General features: G+C 60.4%; 17 protein-coding genes. 4 read left to right on the top strand and 13 right to left on the bottom strand.

The window, feature by feature from the left end; translation table 11 throughout:
* Positions 1-42: 42 nt before the first annotated feature.
* A complete protein-coding gene (locus QD461_RS24105) occupies positions 43-918 on the bottom strand; it encodes an SMP-30/gluconolactonase/LRE family protein (protein WP_414090005.1) in 876 nt (291 codons plus the stop codon).
* A gap of 273 nt (positions 919-1,191) precedes the next feature.
* Here QD461_RS24105 and QD461_RS24100 point away from each other — a divergent pair, with 273 nt between their 5' ends.
* Positions 1,192-3,267, top strand: a complete 2,076-nt coding sequence (locus QD461_RS24100) for an ATP-dependent helicase (protein ID WP_414090004.1) — start codon at positions 1,192-1,194, stop codon at positions 3,265-3,267.
* Between the two features lie 190 nt (positions 3,268-3,457).
* Here the strand turns inward: QD461_RS24100 and mmsB are convergent, their stop codons facing one another.
* From mmsB to QD461_RS24060, 8 genes are all read right to left on the bottom strand, one after another.
* Positions 3,458-4,339 carry a 3-hydroxyisobutyrate dehydrogenase gene (gene mmsB, locus QD461_RS24095; RefSeq protein WP_414090003.1) on the bottom strand — a complete coding sequence of 294 codons (882 nt, stop codon included), beginning with the start codon at positions 4,337-4,339 and terminating at the stop codon, positions 3,458-3,460.
* Positions 4,340-4,463: 124 nt separating this feature from the next.
* Complete coding sequence (locus QD461_RS24090; protein WP_414090002.1) at positions 4,464-5,522, bottom strand: enoyl-CoA hydratase/isomerase family protein; 1,059 nt, start codon at positions 5,520-5,522, stop codon at positions 4,464-4,466.
* A 39-nt stretch (positions 5,523-5,561) separates the two neighbouring features.
* Positions 5,562-7,157, bottom strand: coding sequence for a GMC family oxidoreductase (locus QD461_RS24085; RefSeq protein WP_414090001.1), 1,596 nt, complete (start codon positions 7,155-7,157; stop codon positions 5,562-5,564).
* Positions 7,158-7,319: 162 nt separating this feature from the next.
* Complete coding sequence (locus QD461_RS24080) at positions 7,320-8,303, bottom strand: branched-chain amino acid ABC transporter permease (RefSeq protein ID WP_409527714.1); 984 nt, start codon at positions 8,301-8,303, stop codon at positions 7,320-7,322.
* A gap of 1 nt (position 8,304) precedes the next feature.
* Complete coding sequence (locus tag QD461_RS24075; protein WP_184709372.1) at positions 8,305-9,192, bottom strand: branched-chain amino acid ABC transporter permease; 888 nt, start codon at positions 9,190-9,192, stop codon at positions 8,305-8,307.
* Positions 9,193-9,195: 3 nt separating this feature from the next.
* Positions 9,196-9,897 (bottom strand): ABC transporter ATP-binding protein, encoded by a 702-nt coding sequence (locus QD461_RS24070; RefSeq protein WP_184709370.1) that lies wholly within the window; start codon positions 9,895-9,897, stop codon positions 9,196-9,198.
* 2 nt (positions 9,898-9,899) lie between these two features.
* The gene (locus QD461_RS24065; protein ID WP_414090000.1) at positions 9,900-10,682 is read right to left on the bottom strand and encodes an ABC transporter ATP-binding protein; all 783 of its coding nucleotides are present in this window, start codon (positions 10,680-10,682) and stop codon (positions 9,900-9,902) included.
* A gap of 15 nt (positions 10,683-10,697) precedes the next feature.
* On the bottom strand, positions 10,698-11,906 hold the full coding sequence (locus QD461_RS24060; protein WP_184709366.1) for an ABC transporter substrate-binding protein: 1,209 nt from the start codon (positions 11,904-11,906) through the stop codon (positions 10,698-10,700).
* A gap of 173 nt (positions 11,907-12,079) precedes the next feature.
* Here QD461_RS24060 and QD461_RS24055 point away from each other — a divergent pair, with 173 nt between their 5' ends.
* Positions 12,080-13,006: a LysR family transcriptional regulator gene (locus QD461_RS24055; RefSeq protein WP_414089999.1), complete on the top strand. Its 927-nt coding sequence runs from the start codon at positions 12,080-12,082 to the stop codon at positions 13,004-13,006.
* 18 nt (positions 13,007-13,024) lie between these two features.
* Here QD461_RS24055 and galE read toward each other — a convergent pair whose 3' ends face one another.
* The 4 genes from galE to QD461_RS24035 form a co-directional block, all read right to left on the bottom strand.
* Positions 13,025-14,059, bottom strand: coding sequence for a UDP-glucose 4-epimerase GalE (galE, locus tag QD461_RS24050; protein ID WP_414089998.1), 1,035 nt, complete (start codon positions 14,057-14,059; stop codon positions 13,025-13,027).
* 248 nt (positions 14,060-14,307) lie between these two features.
* Entirely contained in the window at positions 14,308-15,474 is a 1,167-nt protein-coding gene (locus tag QD461_RS24045; RefSeq protein WP_414089997.1) for a pyridoxal phosphate-dependent aminotransferase, read from the bottom strand.
* Positions 15,475-15,619: 145 nt separating this feature from the next.
* Positions 15,620-16,045: a large conductance mechanosensitive channel protein MscL gene (mscL, locus tag QD461_RS24040; RefSeq protein ID WP_184709357.1), complete on the bottom strand. Its 426-nt coding sequence runs from the start codon at positions 16,043-16,045 to the stop codon at positions 15,620-15,622.
* Positions 16,046-16,296: 251 nt separating this feature from the next.
* Positions 16,297-16,857: a TetR/AcrR family transcriptional regulator C-terminal ligand-binding domain-containing protein gene (locus QD461_RS24035; protein ID WP_414089996.1), complete on the bottom strand. Its 561-nt coding sequence runs from the start codon at positions 16,855-16,857 to the stop codon at positions 16,297-16,299.
* A gap of 138 nt (positions 16,858-16,995) precedes the next feature.
* Here QD461_RS24035 and QD461_RS24030 point away from each other — a divergent pair, with 138 nt between their 5' ends.
* Together QD461_RS24030 and QD461_RS24025 are read left to right on the top strand one after the other, a co-directional pair.
* The gene (locus tag QD461_RS24030) at positions 16,996-18,207 is read left to right on the top strand and encodes an MFS transporter (protein WP_414089995.1); all 1,212 of its coding nucleotides are present in this window, start codon (positions 16,996-16,998) and stop codon (positions 18,205-18,207) included.
* Between the two features lie 117 nt (positions 18,208-18,324).
* Positions 18,325-18,620 (top strand): transposase (locus tag QD461_RS24025; RefSeq protein WP_414089994.1); only part of this gene is annotated, 296 nt, incomplete at its 3' end.

Raw genomic sequence — 18,620 nt, 5'->3', positions numbered from 1 at the left:
CACCGGGCATGTCCGCCAACTAACCTGAGAGATGGGGCCGTTCTACGAAATGGACGGCATATGCAGCGGTAATCCGGGACGCGGCGCTGTTATTTTTTCAACGACATCGTTTTCCTGTTCGCTGACGAGCAGATGTTTGCCATCAATCGTAAACGCGATATTGCCCGGCCTCGAGCCGTTCGTGCGGATATGACCGGTTCTTTTTCCGTCGCCATCGACAAGCAGAATTTCTCCGAGCCCATACATTGCGCAATACAGTACGCCCGTACGATCGAAGGCGAGACCGGACGGCCCGCGCAAGACATTGATGGCTGGTGACGTCATGGACTGCACGAACAGTTCCTGCCGGCCGCCGATGACCTGCCGGTGGATTTTCCCGGTCAGCGTCTCACTGTAGTAAAGCAGACCGCCAGCGTCGAATGCTATGCCGCTTGCCAGAAGCAGGCCAGCCGCCAGGACCCTGATGACGCGACCCTCGGCGGGGTCGATCTGATAGACGCAGCCATTATAGGCAGCCTTGAAGAAATCGGGATGAATATGGCCGCCTTCGAGGAGGTCATCGAGGCGTATGCCGGAATCGGTCATATAGAGCAGGCCGTCCGGCCCGAAAGCGAGTGCACTCGGATGAAGGAATGGGCCGTCTGCGCTGCCTTCGATCACTTGCAGCACGCGACCTTGCGGCGAAAGTCTGACGAGCGAATTTTCCGGGCCGCCGGCTATCCAGAAGCACCCGTCCCCATCGAGCGCAATTCCGCTTGGGCTGCCGCCGATCCGGCAGATCTCCCGATATGCGCCGCTGGTCTCGAAAATCTTCAGACAGCGACGGCTGGCATCCATCTCCAGAAGTGCAAACCGCCCATCAGGTAAAGCCACCAGCCCGCTAGGCAGACGCAGCCTAGTGGCAATCGTTTCGTTCATGTCCTGAGACCTTCATCCTACGCACTACCACGCCCAAAAACTCAAAACCCCGCGCCAGAATAATACATAAGAAAGAAGAAAGTCCTTTTCGAGCCTGAATTCAGCGAATCCGGATAAGATTCCTGCACAAGGGCTCATATCCGCGTGCGGCTCCCCAATCTTGACAGGCTTTGGCGATTCGGAACATCCATAGAACGTCCGGATAATCTCGCCGATGCGATTCGCCGTGGATCGTGCCTGGCCATATTCAATCCGGCATGTTCAGGAGAATTCATGACCGCTGCCACAGCCTATCTGGAAAAGCTCAACCCGGAGCAACGGCTGGCGGTGGAGCATGGCACGACTGAGGGTGACGGCCATGTCGCCGGTCCGCTGCTGGTCATCGCAGGAGCAGGATCCGGCAAGACCAACACGCTTGCCCATCGCGTCGCACATCTGATCGTCAAAGGCGCGGATCCGCGCCGTATCCTGCTGATGACATTCTCGCGCCGCGCCGCCGCCGAGATGGGCCGCCGCGTCGAGCGGATCTGTCGCGAGGTGCTGGGTACGAATGCCGGCATCACCGCCGATGCGCTTGCCTGGACGGGTACATTCCACGGCATCGGCGCGCGCCTGCTGCGGGATTACGCCGAGCAGATCGGCATCGATCCGGCCTTTACGATCCACGACCGGGAAGACAGCGCCGATCTGATGAATCTCGCGCGTCACGACCTCGGCTTTTCCAAGACCGAAAGCCGTTTCCCGACCAAGGCGACGTGTCTTGCCATCTACTCCCGTTCAGTCAATGCGGAGGCGCCACTCGATGGCGTGCTGCGGGATTACTTTCCTTGGTGCGCCATGTGGGAGCAGCAGTTGCGCGATCTCTTCGCCTGTTATGTCGAGGCGAAGCAGGTGCAGAACGTGCTCGATTACGACGACCTGCTGCTCTACTGGGCGCATATGCTGCAGGAGCCGCTGATCGCCGAGGATATCGGCAGCCGCTTCGATCATGTGCTTGTCGACGAATATCAGGATACCAACCGGCTGCAGTCCTCCATTCTATTGGCCCTGAAGCCGGACGGCCGAGGATTGACCGTCGTCGGAGACGATGCGCAGTCGATCTATTCCTTCCGTGCCGCGACCGTGCGCAATATTCTCGACTTCCCGAAAGCCTTCACGCCCTCGGCCGATATCGTGACGCTCGACCGCAATTATCGCTCCACACAGCCGATCCTCGCTGCCGCCAATGCCGTGATCGATCTCGCCTCGGAGCGCTTTACCAAGAACCTGCGCACCGAGCGGCAGAGCACAGAGCGCCCGCGGCTCGTGACGGTGCGTGACGAGGCCGACCAGGCGCGTTACATCGCTGATCAGGTGCTGGAAAATCGTGAGGGCGGCGCAAGGCTCAAACAGCAGGCCGTGCTCTTCCGCACGTCAAGCCATAGCGGCCCACTGGAAGTGGAGCTCACCGGGCGCAACATTCCCTTCGTCAAGTTCGGAGGGCTGAAGTTCCTCGACAGCGCCCATGTCAAGGACATGCTGGCGGCCCTGCGCTTTGCCCAGAACCCGCGCGACCGCGTAGCAGGCTTCCGCCTGATGCAGCTGCTGCCCGGCGTTGGCCCTTCGACGGCGCAGCGCGTGCTCGACCAGATCGGCGAAGAGGCAAGCCCGATCACGGCGCTGACCGACCTGCCGCCGCCGCCCCGCACGGGAGACGACTGGACCACTTTCGTCGAGACGATACGGGAGGTCAAAAGCGGCGGGGCCGGATGGCCGGCCGAAATCGGTCTGGTTCGGCAATGGTACGAGCCGCATCTGGAGCGGGTACACGAGGATGCATCGACGCGACTGGCGGATCTCATCCAGCTGGAGCAGATCGCAGCAGGCTACGGCTCGCGCGAGCGCTTCCTGACCGAACTGACGCTCGATCCGCCTGACGCCACCAGCGATCAGGCCGGCGTGCCGCTGCTCGACGAAGACTATCTGATCCTGTCGACCATCCATTCCGCCAAGGGGCAGGAATGGACGAAGGTCTTCATCCTCAACGCCGTCGACGGCTGCATCCCCGCCGATCTCGCGGTCGGATCATCCGCCGAAATCGAAGAGGAGCGACGGCTGCTTTATGTCGCCATGACGCGGGCCAAGGACAATCTCGATCTCGTCATTCCGCAGCGCTTCTTCGTGCACGGCCAACATGCGCAGGGCGACAGGCATGTCTTTGCCTCCCGCACCCGCTTCATTCCGGCGACGCTGCTGCAGTTCTTTGAGGTCTGCGGCTGGCCGCAGGCACGGGCTGAAAGTGCGGCCGCCATTCGGGCGCGAGAGGTGCGAGTCGACGTGGGTGCGCGCATGCGGGGCATGTGGCGGTGAGTTGAGCCTCCCAAAAAGCCCCTCACCCTAGCCCTCTCCCCGCAAGCGGGGAGAGGGAACGATCGTGCAAAACCGCAGGCTCCTCAGCCACCGAAAGCTACGTGGGGCATAACTCCCCCTCTCCCGCATGCGGGGAGAGGGCCGGGGGTGAGGGGCAGCTTTTCACGCCCCTCACTGTCACCGGCAATCCTCACTTCGCTTCCCGAAACATCTCGATAATAGCCGAAAAATCCCGGCCGCCATTGCCGAGCTTTTCGAAGAGCGCGTATAGCTGTGCCGCTTCGGCGCCCAGAGGCGTCGACGCGCCGCTCGATAGTGCAGCTTCCTGCGACAGGCGCAGGTCCTTGAGCATTAAGGCGGCCGCGAAACCGGGCTTGTAGTCATTGTTGGCGGGCGAGGTCGGTACGGGGCCGGGCACCGGGCAATAGGTATTGATCGACCAGCACTGGCCGGACGAAGTCGAGGCAACGTCGAAGAGGGCCTGATGCGAGAGACCGAGCTTTTCGCCGAGCACGAAAGCCTCGCAGACGCCGATCATGGAGATGCCGAGGATCATGTTGTTGCAGATCTTCGCCGCCTGGCCTGCGCCGGCATCGCCGCAATGGACGATCTTCTTGCCCATCACATCAAGCAGCGGCTTGGCGGCAGCAAAGCTCTCCGTCGAACCGCCGGCCATGAAGGTCAACGTTCCAGCCGCCGCGCCGCCCGTGCCGCCGGACACCGGCGCATCGAGCGAGAGGCAGCCTGCATCGCCTGCCATGGCATGCGCTTTGCGGGCGCTGTCGACGTCGATTGTGGAACTGTCGATCACCAAGGTCCCCTTGGGCACGGAGCGCAGCACATCCGTCCAGACGGTGAGGACATGCTGGCCCTTCGGCAGCATGGTCACCACCACTTCCGCGTCGGCCAAAGCCTCCGTGAGCACGCCCGCAGGTTTTACTCCCGACGCTTCGGCCACCTTCAGCACATCGTGCGAGAGGTCGAACCCGGTGACGGCATGGCCCGCCTTGACCAGATTGGCCGCCATCGGGCCTCCCATGTTGCCGAGGCCGATGAATGCGATCCGTGTCATGATGTTTTCCTCCCATGATCGGTTGAAGCAATTCCGGGAAAGACGCAGATCGGCCTTCCGTTCCGGAATTGCTTAAAGTGGTGAGATAGAGCGGTTCAGAAATCCCGTGATCAGCTGAACCGGTCTAGCTCGCGAAAAGCGGCGGCTGCGCCGGCACGAAGAAGCGGTCGATATCATCGGCGGTGACGTCGGCAAGGCTTGCCGGGGACCATTTCGGATTGCGGTCCTTGTCGATAACAGCAGCGCGCACACCTTCGTAGAAATCGTGATTATACAATATGCCTCTGCAGGCACCGAGTTCACGATTGAGGCATTCGGCAAGATTGGCGCTCGTTCGCCCTGCCCTGAGAAGCCGCAAGGTCAGCTTCAGGCTGGTCGGCGAGCGGCTGGCGATCACGCCGGCGGCTTCAGCGGCAAACTCTCCCGGCTCACCAGCCAACGCCGCTAGGATCCCTTCCACTGTGTCTGCCGAGAACGTGCGGTCGATCACCTCGCGGTTTGCCGCAAGCCGGCTTTCGCCGGTATCCGCCGCCATCGTCCGGATCAGAGCATGGACGTCTGCAGCAGAGGCAGCAGCAGGCAGCGCTGCTATCTCATCCATGAGTGCCGGCAGCGCCGAGGATGCGACATGGTGATCGGCAAAACCGGCATGGATAACATCGGCAGCTTCGATGGTAAGGCCGGTCAGTCCCATCCAGGTTCCGGCTTCCCCCGGCGCGCGCGGCAGCAGCCACGTGGCGCCGACATCAGGGAAATAGCCGATGCCGGTTTCGGGCATGGCAAGGCGGGTGCGCTCGGTGACGACGCGATGGCTGCCGTGCGCCGAGAGGCCGACACCACCGCCCATGGTGATGCCATCCATCAACACGACATAGGGTTTTGGGTAGCGAGAGATGGCATGGTTGAGCAGGAATTCTTCCCGCCAGAAGGTTTCCGCTTCGCCTGTGCCTTCCTTGCCGCTCCGATGCAGCAGGCGGATATCGCCGCCCGCGCAAAAGCCGCGCTCGCCCTCGCCCATAACAATGACGCTTGCGATCGCTGGATCGGCGGCGAAATCCTCCAGGGCCGGAGCGATGACCCGTACCATCGGCAATGTCAGGCTGTTCAGCGCCTTCGGGCGATTGAGCCTGATGACGCCGGCCGATCCGCGCCGCTCGATGATGACCTCGTCCGTAGTATCCATGCAAATCTCCTGTCCTTGCTGCCACCCATGAATAGGGCTTCATCTGTGGTCGGCAAGGATCATCTCGGCTGCCTTTTCGGCGATCATAATGGTTGGCGAATTGGTATTGCCCGATGTGATCGACGGCATGACGGAGGCATCGGCGATGCGCAACTTTGCCAATGCCCGCAAGCGCAGGCGGGGATCGACCACACTTTGCGCGTCGCCGCCCATGCGGCACGTGCCGACCGGATGGAAAATCGTCGTGCCGATATCGCCGGCGGCCCGCTCCAGATCCGCATCCGTCTCATAGGCCGGCCCGGGCTTGAACTCCTCCGGCCTGAAGCGGGCAAACGAGGGCTGCGCTACGATCCGCCGGGTCAGGCGAATGGAGCGCACGGCGATTTCCCGGTCTCGCGCGGCGGAAAGATAGTTCGGGCTGATCGCCGGCTGCAGAGCGAAATCAGGACTGCGCACATGCACCGAACCGCGGCTTTCGGGCCGAAGATTACAGACGCTGGCGGTGATGGCCGGAAAGGGATGAACCGGATCGCCGAATTTGTCGAGCGAGACCGGCTGCACGTGATATTGCAGGTCCGGCGTTTCCTTGTCGGGGCCGGAACGCGTGAAGATGCCGAGCTGGCTCGGCGCCATCGCCATCGGGCCTGAGCGGCGAACCAGATATTCGAGGCCGATCGCCGCCTTGCCGATAAGGCTTGTCGCCTTCTCGTTCAGTGTGGGAACGCCGGTCACCTTGTAGGCAAGGCGAAGCTGCAGATGATCCTGCAGATTTTCGCCGACGGACCGGACCTCGCGCACCACCTCGATGCCGGCCTTGTTCAACACATCGCCGTGACCGATGCCTGACAGTTCGAGAATATGCGGCGAGCCGATGGAGCCAGCCGACAGCACCGTCTCCTTGTTCGCATAGGCGCGCTTCGCCACGCCGTCATGCTGGAATTCGACGCCCGCGACAGCGTCGTCTTCGACGATCAGGCGGCGGACCTGCGCTTTCGTGTAGACGGTGAGATTGCCACGCTGCATGGCCGGCCGCAGGAAGGCTTTCGTCGTGTTCCAGCGGATGCCGGAGCGCTGGTTGACGTCGAAATAACCCGATCCTTCGTTGTTGCCACGATTGAAATCAGCCGTCTCCGGAATGCCCGCCTCCCTGGCCGCCGCCTGGAAGGCATCGAGCACGGCCCAGCGAACACGCGCTTTCTCGACCCGCCATTCGCCGCCGGCGCCGTGCATCTCGTCCCTGCCGCGATAGTGATCCTCGGACTTGACGAAATAGGGCAGCACATCGTCCCAGCCCCAGCCGGCGCAGCCGAGCTGCCGCCAGAGATCGTAGTCGCGCGCCTGGCCGCGCATGTAGATCATGCCGTTGATCGAGGAACAGCCACCGAGCACCTTGCCGCGGGGGTAGTTCAGCGAGCGGCCATTCAGGCCTGCTTCCGGTGACGTGGTGAAGCACCAGTCGGTACGGGGGTTATTGATGCAGTAGAGATAGCCGACGGGGATATGGATCCAATGGTAATTGTCGTTGCCGCCGGCTTCCAGCAGCAACACCCTGTTGTTGCGGTCAGCCGAGAGTCGGTTGGCCAGCACGCATCCGGCACTGCCGGCACCGATGATGATGTAATCGAAGCGATCCATTCCAAAAACTCTATCGTCCCCTCGCCCCGCGTGCGGGGAGAGGGTTAGGGTAAGGGGCAGGAAGGTCCGGCAAACTCCGTATTTACTGGAAGCCCGTGCGGTCCCCTCATCCGCCCTTCGGGCACCTTCTCCCCGCCTGCGGGGAGAAGGAAAATCAAATCGCTAGCGCCGATATTCGAAACCCAGTTTCCGTCCCAGCCGCGAGGCATAGAATTCGCCGACGATGCCGCGGCGGAAGAGCAGCACGCAAACCATGAAGACGATACCGGTGATGATGGTGACGGGAAATTCCGAAGTGGCGAGATAGTTTTCCAATGTAGCCACCAACCCCGCCCCGAAAATCGGGCCGATCAACGTGCCGATGCCGCCGAGCAGGGTCATAAGGATGACTTCGCCGGACATCTGCCAGGCGACATCGGTGAGCGTCGCGAACTGGAAGACCAGTGCCTTGACCGAGCCTGCCAACCCCGCCAGCGCCGCCGACATGACGAAGGCGCCGAGCTTGTAGTGCGCGACGGAATAGCCAAGAGAGATCGCCCGCTGCTCGTTCTCACGGATCGATTTCAAGATCATCCCGAAGGGCGAGTTGATGAAGCGCCAGGTGATGAGGACGCCTATCAGAAACACGGCGAGAACGAAATAATACATATTGAGGGAGTTATTGAGATCGACAACTCCGAACAGGTAGCCCCGCGGCACCGACTGGATGCCGTCCTCACCCTGGGTGAACTTCGCCTGCAGGCAGAAGAAATAGAACATGTAGGAGAGCGCCAGCGTGATCATGGCGAAATAGATGCCCTGACGGCGGATGGCGACGAAGCCCATGACCAGGCCGAGCAGCGATGCGCCGGCAACGCCGATCAGGATGCCAAGCTCGGGCGGAACGCCCCATTCCTTCACCGTGTATGCGGTGAAATAGGCAGCACCACCGAAAAAGGTCGCATGGCCGAAGGACAGCAGGCCGGCATAGCCGAGCAACAGATTGAAGGCGCAGGCGAAAAGCGCGAAGCAGAGCACCTTCATGACGAAGATCGGGTAGACGAAGAAGGGGGCCCATATCAGCCCGACGAGGCCGATCACCAGCAACAGCTTCTGCACGGAGAGGGCCGGCTGCGCCTTCGGTTTTGTTGTGATCAATCCAGCCATGTCACGCATCCCGACCGAAGAGGCCTGCCGGCCTGATTAGCAGCACAATCGCCATAATGACGAAGATGACGATGTTGGAGGCTTCCGGATAGAAAACCTTGGTCAGGCCTTCGGCAATTCCGAGCATATAGCCCGTCACGATCGCGCCCATGATCGAGCCCATGCCGCCGACGACCACGACCGCAAAGACGATGATGATCATGTTCGATCCCATCAGCGGCGAGACCTGGTAGATCGGCGCGGCCAGCACGCCGGCAAAGGCGGCAAGCGCGACGCCGAAGCCGTAGGTCAGCGTCAACAGCACCGGCACGTTGACGCCGAAAACCTGCACGAGTACGGAATTCTCGGTCGCGGCACGCAGATAGGCGCCGAGTTTCGTCTTCTCGATCAGAAGCCAGGTGCCGATGCAGACGATCAGCGAGGCAATGACCACCCAGCCACGATAGACGGGCAGGAACATGAAGCCGATATTTTTCGCGCCCGCCAGTTCCGTCGGAACGGCATAGGGCTGGCCGGAAGAGCCATAGAGATAGCGGAAGGTTCCCTCTATGGTCAGCGCCATGCCGAAGGTGAAAAGCAATCCGTAGAGCGGATCGATCTTGTAGAGCTGGCGCAGGCAGAGCCGCTCGACCACCGCCCCGAACAGGCCGACGATGAGCGGCGCCAGAACCAGAGCCGGCCAATAGCCGATGCCCGCATAGGCGAGCAGCAGATAGGCCGTGAAAGCCCCGAGCATGTAGAGCGCGCCATGGGCGAAATTGATCACCCGCAGCATGCCGAAGATGATCGCGAGACCGAGGCTCAGGAGCGCATAGAAGGAGCCGTTGATCAGCCCGATCAGCAATTGACCGAGAAGAGCCTGGGCGGGGATGCCGAATATCATCGTCATGGCTCAGACCCCCAGAACCTTGTGTAGCATATCCATCCGTTCGGACAATTCGCCGACTGGAAATTCCGAAACCATCTGGCCGTGATCCATCAGATAGAAGCGATCGGCGATGCGGCTGGCAAAGCGGAAATTCTGCTCGACGAGCAATATCGTCATGCCGCGGCTTTTCAGCTTCTGCAGAACTTCGCCGATGCGCTGGACGATGACGGGGGCGAGACCCTCCGTAGGCTCATCCAGCAGCAGCATGCGAACGCCGGTGCGCAGGATGCGTGCCATGGCGAGCATCTGCTGCTCGCCGCCCGAGAGCCTCGTGCCGACGCTGTTGCGCCGCTCATGCAGATTGGGAAACAGTTCGAAGATCTCGTCGAGCGTCATGCCGCCAGCGGCGACGACCGGCGGCAGCATGAGATTTTCATAGACGCTGAGCGTCGAGAATATGCCGCGCTCCTCCGGCACGAAGCCGATGCCCTGATGCGCCGTCTTGTGCAGAGGCACCTGCATCATGTCCTTGCCGGCAAAGGCGATCCTGCCCTTGCGGGCGCGGACGATGCCGACGATCGTGCGCAATGTCGTCGTCTTGCCGACGCCGTTGCGGCCGAGGATGGTGATGGTTTCCCCTTCGCCTACGCGCATGTCGACGCCGTGCAGGATATGGCTTTCGCCATACCAGGCATTGAGGCCCTGAACTTCCAGAAGCGGCGCCATCGTCAAGCCTCCTCCGTGCCCATATAGGCTTCGCGGACGCGCGGATCGCGGCTCACCGTCGCATAGTCGCCCTGGGCCAGGATTTCACCGCGCTGCAGCACCGTGACATGGTGGCAGATATCGGCAACGACCGAGAGATTGTGCTCCACCATGAGCACAGCCCTGTCGCGCGCAACATCGCGGATGATCGAGGAGACCGTGTTTACGTCCTCCAGCCCCATGCCGGCCATTGGTTCGTCGAGCAGCAGCACCTTCGGATCGAGCGCGAGCGTGGTTGCGATCTCCAGCACGCGCTTGCGGCCGTAGGAAAGATCGGCCGCAACGGCATTGCGCTCCTTTGAGAGGCCGACAGAGGCAATGAGCTGTTCGGCGCGCGCATTGAGACTGTCCAGCGACGACAGCGGCCGCCAGAACTGATGGGCGAGATTGTTCGGTCGCTGCAGGGCGACGCGGACATTGTCCAGCACCGTAAGATGCGGAAAGACGGCCGAAATCTGGAAGGAACGCACGAGGCCCATGCGCGCAACCTTGTCCGGCCTTGTGCGTGTAATATCGGTATCGAGCAGCGTGATCGTGCCATGGGTCGGCTGCAGAAACTTGGTGAGCAGATTGAACACCGTCGTCTTGCCGGCGCCGTTCGGGCCGATCAGCGCATGGACGCGGGCGTGGTGAACGTCGAGATCGACATTCTTGACGGCAGTGAAGCCGCCGAAATCCCGTCTGAGTCCCCGGGCGGACAATACCACCCGGGGCTCTTCATGCAGATGTGTCGCTGACATCGCCATAGGCTGGTCCGAGCCCTATTGCTTGACGAGGTCACAGCCACTCTTGGCTGGATCGATGTAGGCTTCCTTGCCTGGGATCGTCGCCAGCACGTTGAAATAGTCCCACGGCTCCTTGCTCTCTTCCGGCTTCTTGACCTGAAGCAGATACATGTCGTGGATCATACGGCCATTCGCGCCAACCGTGCCGCCGCGACCGAAGAAGTCGTCAACCGGCATTTCATGCAGCTCCTTGGCGACGGCATCGGTATCGTCCGTACCGGCCTTCTGGACCGCCTTCAGATACTGCATCACGGCGGAATAGGTGCCGGCATGCACCATGTTCGGCATCTTGCCGGTGCGGGCAAAGAAGCGCTTGCCGAACTCGCGGCTCTTGTCGTCAAGATTCCAGTAGTAGCCTTCCGTCAGGGTCAGGCCTTGTGCCGCCTTCAGGCCGAGACCATGAACTTCGGCGAGCGTGAAGAGCAGCGCCGCCAGATGCTGGCCACTCTGGCTGATGCCGAATTCAGAAGCCTGCTTGATGGCATTCGCGGTATCGAGACCGGCATTGGCAAGGCCGATGACCTTGGCACCCGACGACTGCGCCTGCAGCAGGAAGGACGAGAAGTCATTCGACGACAGCGGATGACGAACAGAGCCTAAGATCTTACCGCCGTTCGCCTTGACGAAATCACTCGTCTGCTGCTCCAGCGAATAGCCGAATGCATAATCCGCGGTCAGGAAGAACCAGGTGTCGCCACCTTGCTTGACGAGTGCACCGCCAGTCCCAACGGCGAGCGCATGCGTGTCATAAGCCCAGTGGAAACCGTAGGGCGAACATTGCTTGCCGGTAAGATCCGACGTCGCGGCGCCGGTGACGATGTCGATCTTCTTCTTTTCCTTGGCAACAGCCTGCACGGCAAGAGCCACGGAAGAGGTCGTCAACTCCATGATCGCATCGACCTTGTCCTGGTCGTACCATTGACGGGCGATATTGGAAGCGATGTCGGGCTTGTTCTGATGGTCGGCGTTGATGATCTCGATCGGCACGCCGAGAACCTTGCCGCCGAAATCCTCGGCAGCCATTTTCGCGGCTTCCACGGACGATTTACCGCCGAAGTCGGCATAGACCCCGGACTGGTCGTTCAAGATGCCGATCTTGACGAAACCATTGGCCGGTCCGGCGGCAAAAGCCGCGGTACTCGTTGCAAGCAGAAATGCCAGGGATGCAATAAGACTCTTTCGCATATCCTCTCCTCCCAGAGATTTGGCAAAAACGAATCTGTTCAAATTTGACGGGTCGAATTTCTAAAAACGACTTTCCTCTTAAGGCAAGATCACGGAATTCACACGTTGACGCAAGTCGCGATTGAAATTAATTCCAAACAATGTCTGTTCATTTTTGAACAGAAGGGGAAGGGATGAAGCACACACCGCATTTCACCTGGGACGATCTGCAATTCTTCCTCGCGGTGGCGCGGACAGGGCAGCTTTCGACCGCCGCCCGGCAGTTGCGCACCAGTCACGCCACGGTTTCCCGCCGCATCGACCGGCTGGAATTCTCCTTGAAAGTCAAACTCTTCGAGCGCAACCCGCGCGGCTACATGCTGACAGCCATGGGTCAGCGTTTCATCGACACAGCCGAGCGGATGGAGCAGGAAACCGAGCGCCTGCAGGCAGATCTTTCGGCCGGGTCGGCAATGCAGCGCGGCGTGGTTCGTATCAGTGCGCCGGAAGGCTTTTCCAACTTCTTCTTCACGGGCGTGCTGCCGGAATTCACCGCGCGCCATCCGAATATCTCGCTCGAGCTCATTACCATTCAGCAGATCATGTCGCTCTCGCGCAAGGAGGCCGATATCGTCGTGGTCCTCGACCCGCCGAAGGCTGGCCCCTACTTCACCGAGAAGCTGACTGACTACCATCTTCAGGTCTACGGATCCCGGGACTATCTCGCCCGCCATCCGGCTGTCGCAAGCCGTGATGATCTGACCAATTTTGCCTTCATCGGCTACATCGAGGATATGATCTTCGCGCCGGGGCTGGACTATCTCGACGATGTCCACCCACGCATCAGGCCGCAATTCCAGAGTTCGAGTATCTTTGCGCAGCTGACGGCAACCAAGAGCGGCCTTGGGCTATGCGTGCTGCCGTTTTTCATTGCCGGCAAGCATCCGGATCTTCAGGTCGTGCTGCCGCAGGAGGTTGATCTGAGGCGTCATTACTGGATCACATGCCACCGCGATCTGCGCCAGTCGCCGCGGGTGCGCACCGTCATCGATTTCCTGACGGAAGCCGTACGCCGGAATGCGCCGGCATTTCTCGGCCCTTGGAGAAACGCCGAAGGCTGATGGCAGCGACTGCCGGCGTCAGGCGCTCTGGGCGGCAAGGATCAGCTGCGGCTCATCGGCGTCGAGGCCGGCGCGCTTCGCCAGCCTGATTTCCCAATCCAGCGACGAGCGCACGATCGTTTCGAGACTATTGTATTTCGGCGTCCAGCCCAGCTCACGCTGCGCAAGCGTTGCATCGGCAATGACGCTGGCAGCATCGCCGGGTCGGCGTGGCGCTATATGGATACGGAAAGCGCGGCCATGCACGCGCATGACCATGTTGAGCACATCAAGTACGGAGTAACCCGTGCCATAGCCGCAATTGGCAACCAGCGACCGACCGCCGCCGCGCAGATGCCGCAATGCCAGGAGATGCGCCTCGGCAAGATCGCTGACGTGAATATAGTCGCGAACGCCGGTTCCATCATGCGTCGGATAGTCCGTGCCGTAGATATTCACCTGATGGCGGCAGCCGAGAGCCGCCTCGCAGGCAACCTTGACGAGATGGGTGGCACTTTGGCTCGATTGTCCCGCCCGCCCTTCCGGGTCGGCACCGGCGACGTTGAAATAGCGCAGCGCCACATAGCTGAAATCGTAGGCCGCAGCGGCATCGCGCAACATCAGCTCCGACATCAGCTTGGATTGGCCATAAGGGGATTCCGGCCGCGGCAATGCGGTTTCGCTGACCGGCATGTCGGCCGGCTGCGCTCCATAGACGGCGGCGGTGGAAGAAAAGACGAAATGGCGAATTCCGGCACTGACCGCAGCACTCATCAAGATGCGGGTCTTGCCGGTATTGTTTTCGTAATAGGAGAGCGGGTCTTCGATCGAAGTCGGGACGACGGCCGAACCGGCGAAATGGATGATGGCGTCGATGCGGTTTTCGGCGAAGATCGTCTGCAGCAGCGCCTCGTCGGCGATATCGCCGAGATAGAAACGGGCGGCAGGAGGGACAGCCCAACGGAAGCCGGTCGAGAGGCGGTCGATGACCACGACGTCCTCGCCCGCATCCAGCAATTTCCAGACCATATGGCTGCCTATATAGCCGGCCCCGCCAGTCACCAACACCGTCATTCTTCGCGTCCCCGCCAAGTCTTGTTGGCGATATATGGCGCGTCGTCCCTTGCCAATTTGATTAAAAGCAGACGGCGGAAGGGGGAAGATTGCGGGAATGGTTAGGACAGTCTTTCCCGGATCGATTGCATTTTATGGATTGGCGCTCTGGCACCTTGCCGAGAATGCGCCCCTCCGTCCTTTCTTCTGGACAGAGGGGGTATACAGAGCGCGAAGCCAAACATTGCGAACCGCAGTAGCGGAGGCTCTTACAACCCCTGAATATAGCGGCTCAAGCGCTCGGCCGCGTCGGCAATCTTTGCCGGATCGCGCAGAAAGCAGGCGCGCATGAAGAGCTCGCCGCCCTGCCCGAATGCCGTTCCCGGCGCCAGGCCGACGCCGGTCTTGTCGACGATGTCGAGCGCGGCCTTGCGGCTGTCGGTGACGCCGTCGATCTTCAGGAAGGAGTAAAGAGCACCATCCGGCTTCAACGTATGCACGCGATTGGTCGCAATCAGCGCCTCGCAGAGAATGTCGCGTGAGCGGGTCGCCTTGGCGATATTGGAGCGAACGAAATCATCACCTTCGTTCAGTGCGGCGACTGCGCCCCGCTGCATGAACTGTGCGACGCCCGATGTCGAATATTGCACGAGATTCTCGAGCACCTGCCCGAGCTCAGCGGGAGCGACGATCCAGCCGACGCGCCAGCCGGTCATCGACCAGTTCTTCGAGAAGGAGTTGACGAAGAGGATCTTGTCGTCGGCTTCCTTGACGTCCAAGAAGCTCGGCGCTCGGCCGCCGGCATAGTAGTAGAGCGCATAGATCTCGTCGGCCATGATCCAGAGGCCGTATTTGCGCGCCAGTGCCAGAATATCCCGGAGATCCTGATGGGTCGCCGTCCAGCCGGTGGGGTTGGATGGGGTATTGATGAACAGACCCTTGGTCTTCGGGGTGATCGCCGCCTCGAGGCGTCCAAGATCAACAGTCCATTTGCCGTTTTCGAATTGCAGCGGCACGCCGACCGAGCGCGCGCCGGCAATTTCGAGAGCCGCGGCAATGTTCGGCCACGCCGGCGTCAGATAGACCATCTCATCGCCGGGCGAGGTAATCGCTTGGACGGAAAGCTGGATCGCCTGCATGCCGGAGCCAACGACATAGAAATTCTCCATCGGCAGCGAAGTGCCGAAGTGCCGGCCGTAATAATCCGCCAGGGCTTGACGCAGTTCCGGAATGCCCCGCTGCCAGGTGTAGAAGGTTTCGCCGGCATTGAGCGACGCCATGGCAGCGCGATTGATGAAATCGGGCGTCGGCAGATCGCCCTCGCCGACCCAGAGCGGCAGCAGGCCATCACGGCCACGGGCATAATTCACCACTTCGACGATGCCGCTTTCGGGGGCTGCGAGCGCGCGCGGGCTGAGGCTATTCAGTATCGACATGCAGAATCTCCGGTTTCTGCCTTCATAAAGCAGAGCGGCGGACAAATCCCATGACTTTGCCTTAGCGACCGATCGATTTCCGTGATGAATAAAGCCCCGGCCCTTGCGGGACCGGGGCTTTTAAAAACATCCTCCTAAGGAGAGATCAACGCTTCGCGAGAAGATCGCGGATTTCCGTCAGCAGCTGAACGTCAGCCGGCGGAGGCGCTGCTTCAGCGGCCTTCTCTTCCTTGCGCGCAACCTGGCTCTGCAGCTTGTTCACGCCCTTGACCATCAGGAAGATGATCCAGGCGAGGATCAGGAAGTTGATGAGGACGGTGATGAAGTTACCGTAGGCGAAAACCGCACCCTGGGCGCGGGCGGCAGCCAGCGTCGGTGCATTGACGGCCGAGGAAAGACCGACGAAATAGTTCGAGAAATCGAAGCCACCGAAAATGGCGCCGACAATCGGCATGATGATGTCGTCAACCAGCGATTTCACGATGCCGCCGAAAGCACCGCCGATGATCACGCCGACTGCGAGATCCATGACATTGCCTCGGGCGATAAATGCCTTGAATTCATTAAGCATTGAGCAGTCCCCTTCGCGTTGCCGTTGAATTCACCAATGATGATTAGCATCATCTTTTGTCTTATTTTTCAACAGCAAATTGGTGCGTCGCCCTGCTTCAGTGTGCATATCCCAAGATAATTCCCCAGATTTAACAACTTATACATGCTGTCGCCAATCTACTTATTCGTCAGTTGCGAGCAACCTAACTAACGACGCCGGCGACGGACCTCATGGAATTCGGTTAGCGCATCGGATTCGGCTAAGGCGATCTACCCTTTGAATTTCTGCATGACCTTCGCGATCAGTTCGCGAACATAATCCTCACCGAGCGGGCAATCGAAAAGGATGCGGTATATGATCGGCGAGATGACGTGATCCATCAGCTCTTCCAGGTCAGGAAACGGCTCTCCGGACTTCTCCGCCCGCGCAATGAGAACGGTAAGTTGCTGCTGCATATAACAGCGGCACTTTTCGACACTGGTGCCGTCGACCGAGGAAAGAATGTCGCGCAGCATCTGCCGTCCGACACCGGACGCCATCTCATCGGCATATTGCTCGATCCATGACTCCAGATCCTCGCGGGCGGTGCCGATTCTGGGAGGCTCGCTCTCCGGCCGCAGGCGTGCAGCTGCCACATCGGCCAGAAGCTCCTGCAGATCGCCCCAGCGACGGTAGATGGTCGATGGCGTGACATTGGCGCGCTGTGCGATCAAAGGGATTGTCACATCGGCGCGATCCATCGTTGCAAGTATGTCGCGGACGGATTGATGAACCGCCGCCTGCACTCTGGCGCTGCGCCCACCCGGACGAGGATTCTCTCTGTGGCTCATAAGCCTTTGCCAATCTTTCGCTTTTGCGGGCAGTGGTGCACAATTCGACACCGACTAACGCAAATTATTTGCTTTTGTGCGTCAGGCATCCTATATGCGCCTAACGCAATCTTTTAGCTTTAAGTCAGGATGTAGTCGATGACTGAGCCCGTTTCCACTGCTAGCGCGCCGATTTCTCCAGCCAGACGTCTTGCGCCCTTCTACTATGCCGCGACCAGCGCGTTGTTCTTTGCCGCCTCATCCGCACCGACGCCGCTCTATCGGCTCTACCAACAGACCTTCGCCTTCTCGCCGGTGCTGATCACGGTCATCTTCGCCGCTTATGCCTTCGCCCTCCTCTTCGCGCTGCTGATCGTCGGTTCGATCTCCGATCATCTTGGCCGGCGCCCTGTTATCTTCGCATCGATCCTCCTCAATATGGTGGCGATGGCGCTATTTTTAATGGCTGAAGGCCCGAATTGGCTGATTGCGGCGCGTATCGTGCAAGGCCTGGCAACAGGCGCTGCTGCCAGTTCCATCGGGGCTGCCCTTGTCGATCTCGATCCGATCAAAGGCTCGATTACCAACAGCCTCGCCCCGCTTGCCGGCATGGCGGTGGGCGCACTGGCCACGAGCCTGCTGGTTCAGTTCGCGCCCGCGCCGATGCTGCTTGTCTATATCATCACGCTTGCTCTCCTGGCGCTTCAGGCGGTGCTCTTGTGGTTGGTGCCGGAGACGACGCAACGCCGCGCCGGGCTGCTTGCATCGCTGAAGCCGGAAGTGGCGGTGCCCCAACAGGTGCGTCGTACTTTGCTGGCGCTGACGCCGATCAACGTTGCCGTCTGGGCGCTCGGTGGCTTCTATCTGTCGCTGGTGCCTTCGCTGGTTAGTGCGACTACCGACAGCACGATGCCACTTGTCGGCGGCTCCGTGGTCGCCGCCTTGACCATGAGCGGCGCTACGGCCGTGTTTCTCCTGCGCAAAAGATCCGCCGCCACGGCGATGAAGTTCGGCATATCGAGCATGACGCTTGGCGTATTGACCGTGATTGTCGGCGTGCATACGGCCGAAGTATCGATCCTTGCTGCAGGAACGGTCATCGCCGGCTCCGGCTTCGGCGCGACCTTTCTGGGCACTGTGCGCAGCATCATGCCATTGGCCAAGCCCGACGAACGTGCCGGCCTTCTCTCGGCTTTCTACATCGAAAGCTACCTCGCCTTCAGCGTGCCCGCCATTGTCGCGGGCTTCCTGTCGAAGGCGCTTGGATTTGTTGAGGCGGCCGATATCTATGCCGCAGCCATCATTCTGCTCGTCGGCTGGGGCGTCCTTGCCCTGCGGGCTGGCAAGGACAAGCAATTAAGTATAGCGTAAGATAATACTTACGTATTGAATTCGGCGAAACGAAAAGGCCGCCCCTTCCAGCAGCCTGTGTGAGAAGTCCGGCTAATCAATTAAAGTGGCCGCATTGGAAACGATGCGGCCATTTTCATGGGATATATTTCAAGGACTGATCGGGGTCAGAGGTCGCTATTGCCAGCGCGGATCGAGGATTACGTTGCCGCAGATGCCGCGGTGCGCGTGATCGATGCCTTTGTCGATGGGCTTGATGTTGCGCATCTCGGCTTCAGGCGCGCGGTTGAGGCCTCGACAGGTCGTCCGCCCTACGATCGGCGTGATCTGCTGAAGCTCTACATCTACGGCTATTTTAACGAGGTGCGCTCATCCCGGCGGCTTGAGCGGGAATGCCGGCGTAATGTGGAGACGATGTGGCTGCTGCGTCAGCT

It is taken from the genome of Rhizobium sp. BR 314 (assembly GCF_047445805.1).
Lineage (GTDB): Bacteria > Pseudomonadota > Alphaproteobacteria > Rhizobiales > Rhizobiaceae > Rhizobium > Rhizobium lusitanum_B.
The sequence above is the reverse complement of the archived record's forward strand: the minus strand, read 5'-3'. Positions and strand labels throughout refer to the sequence as shown.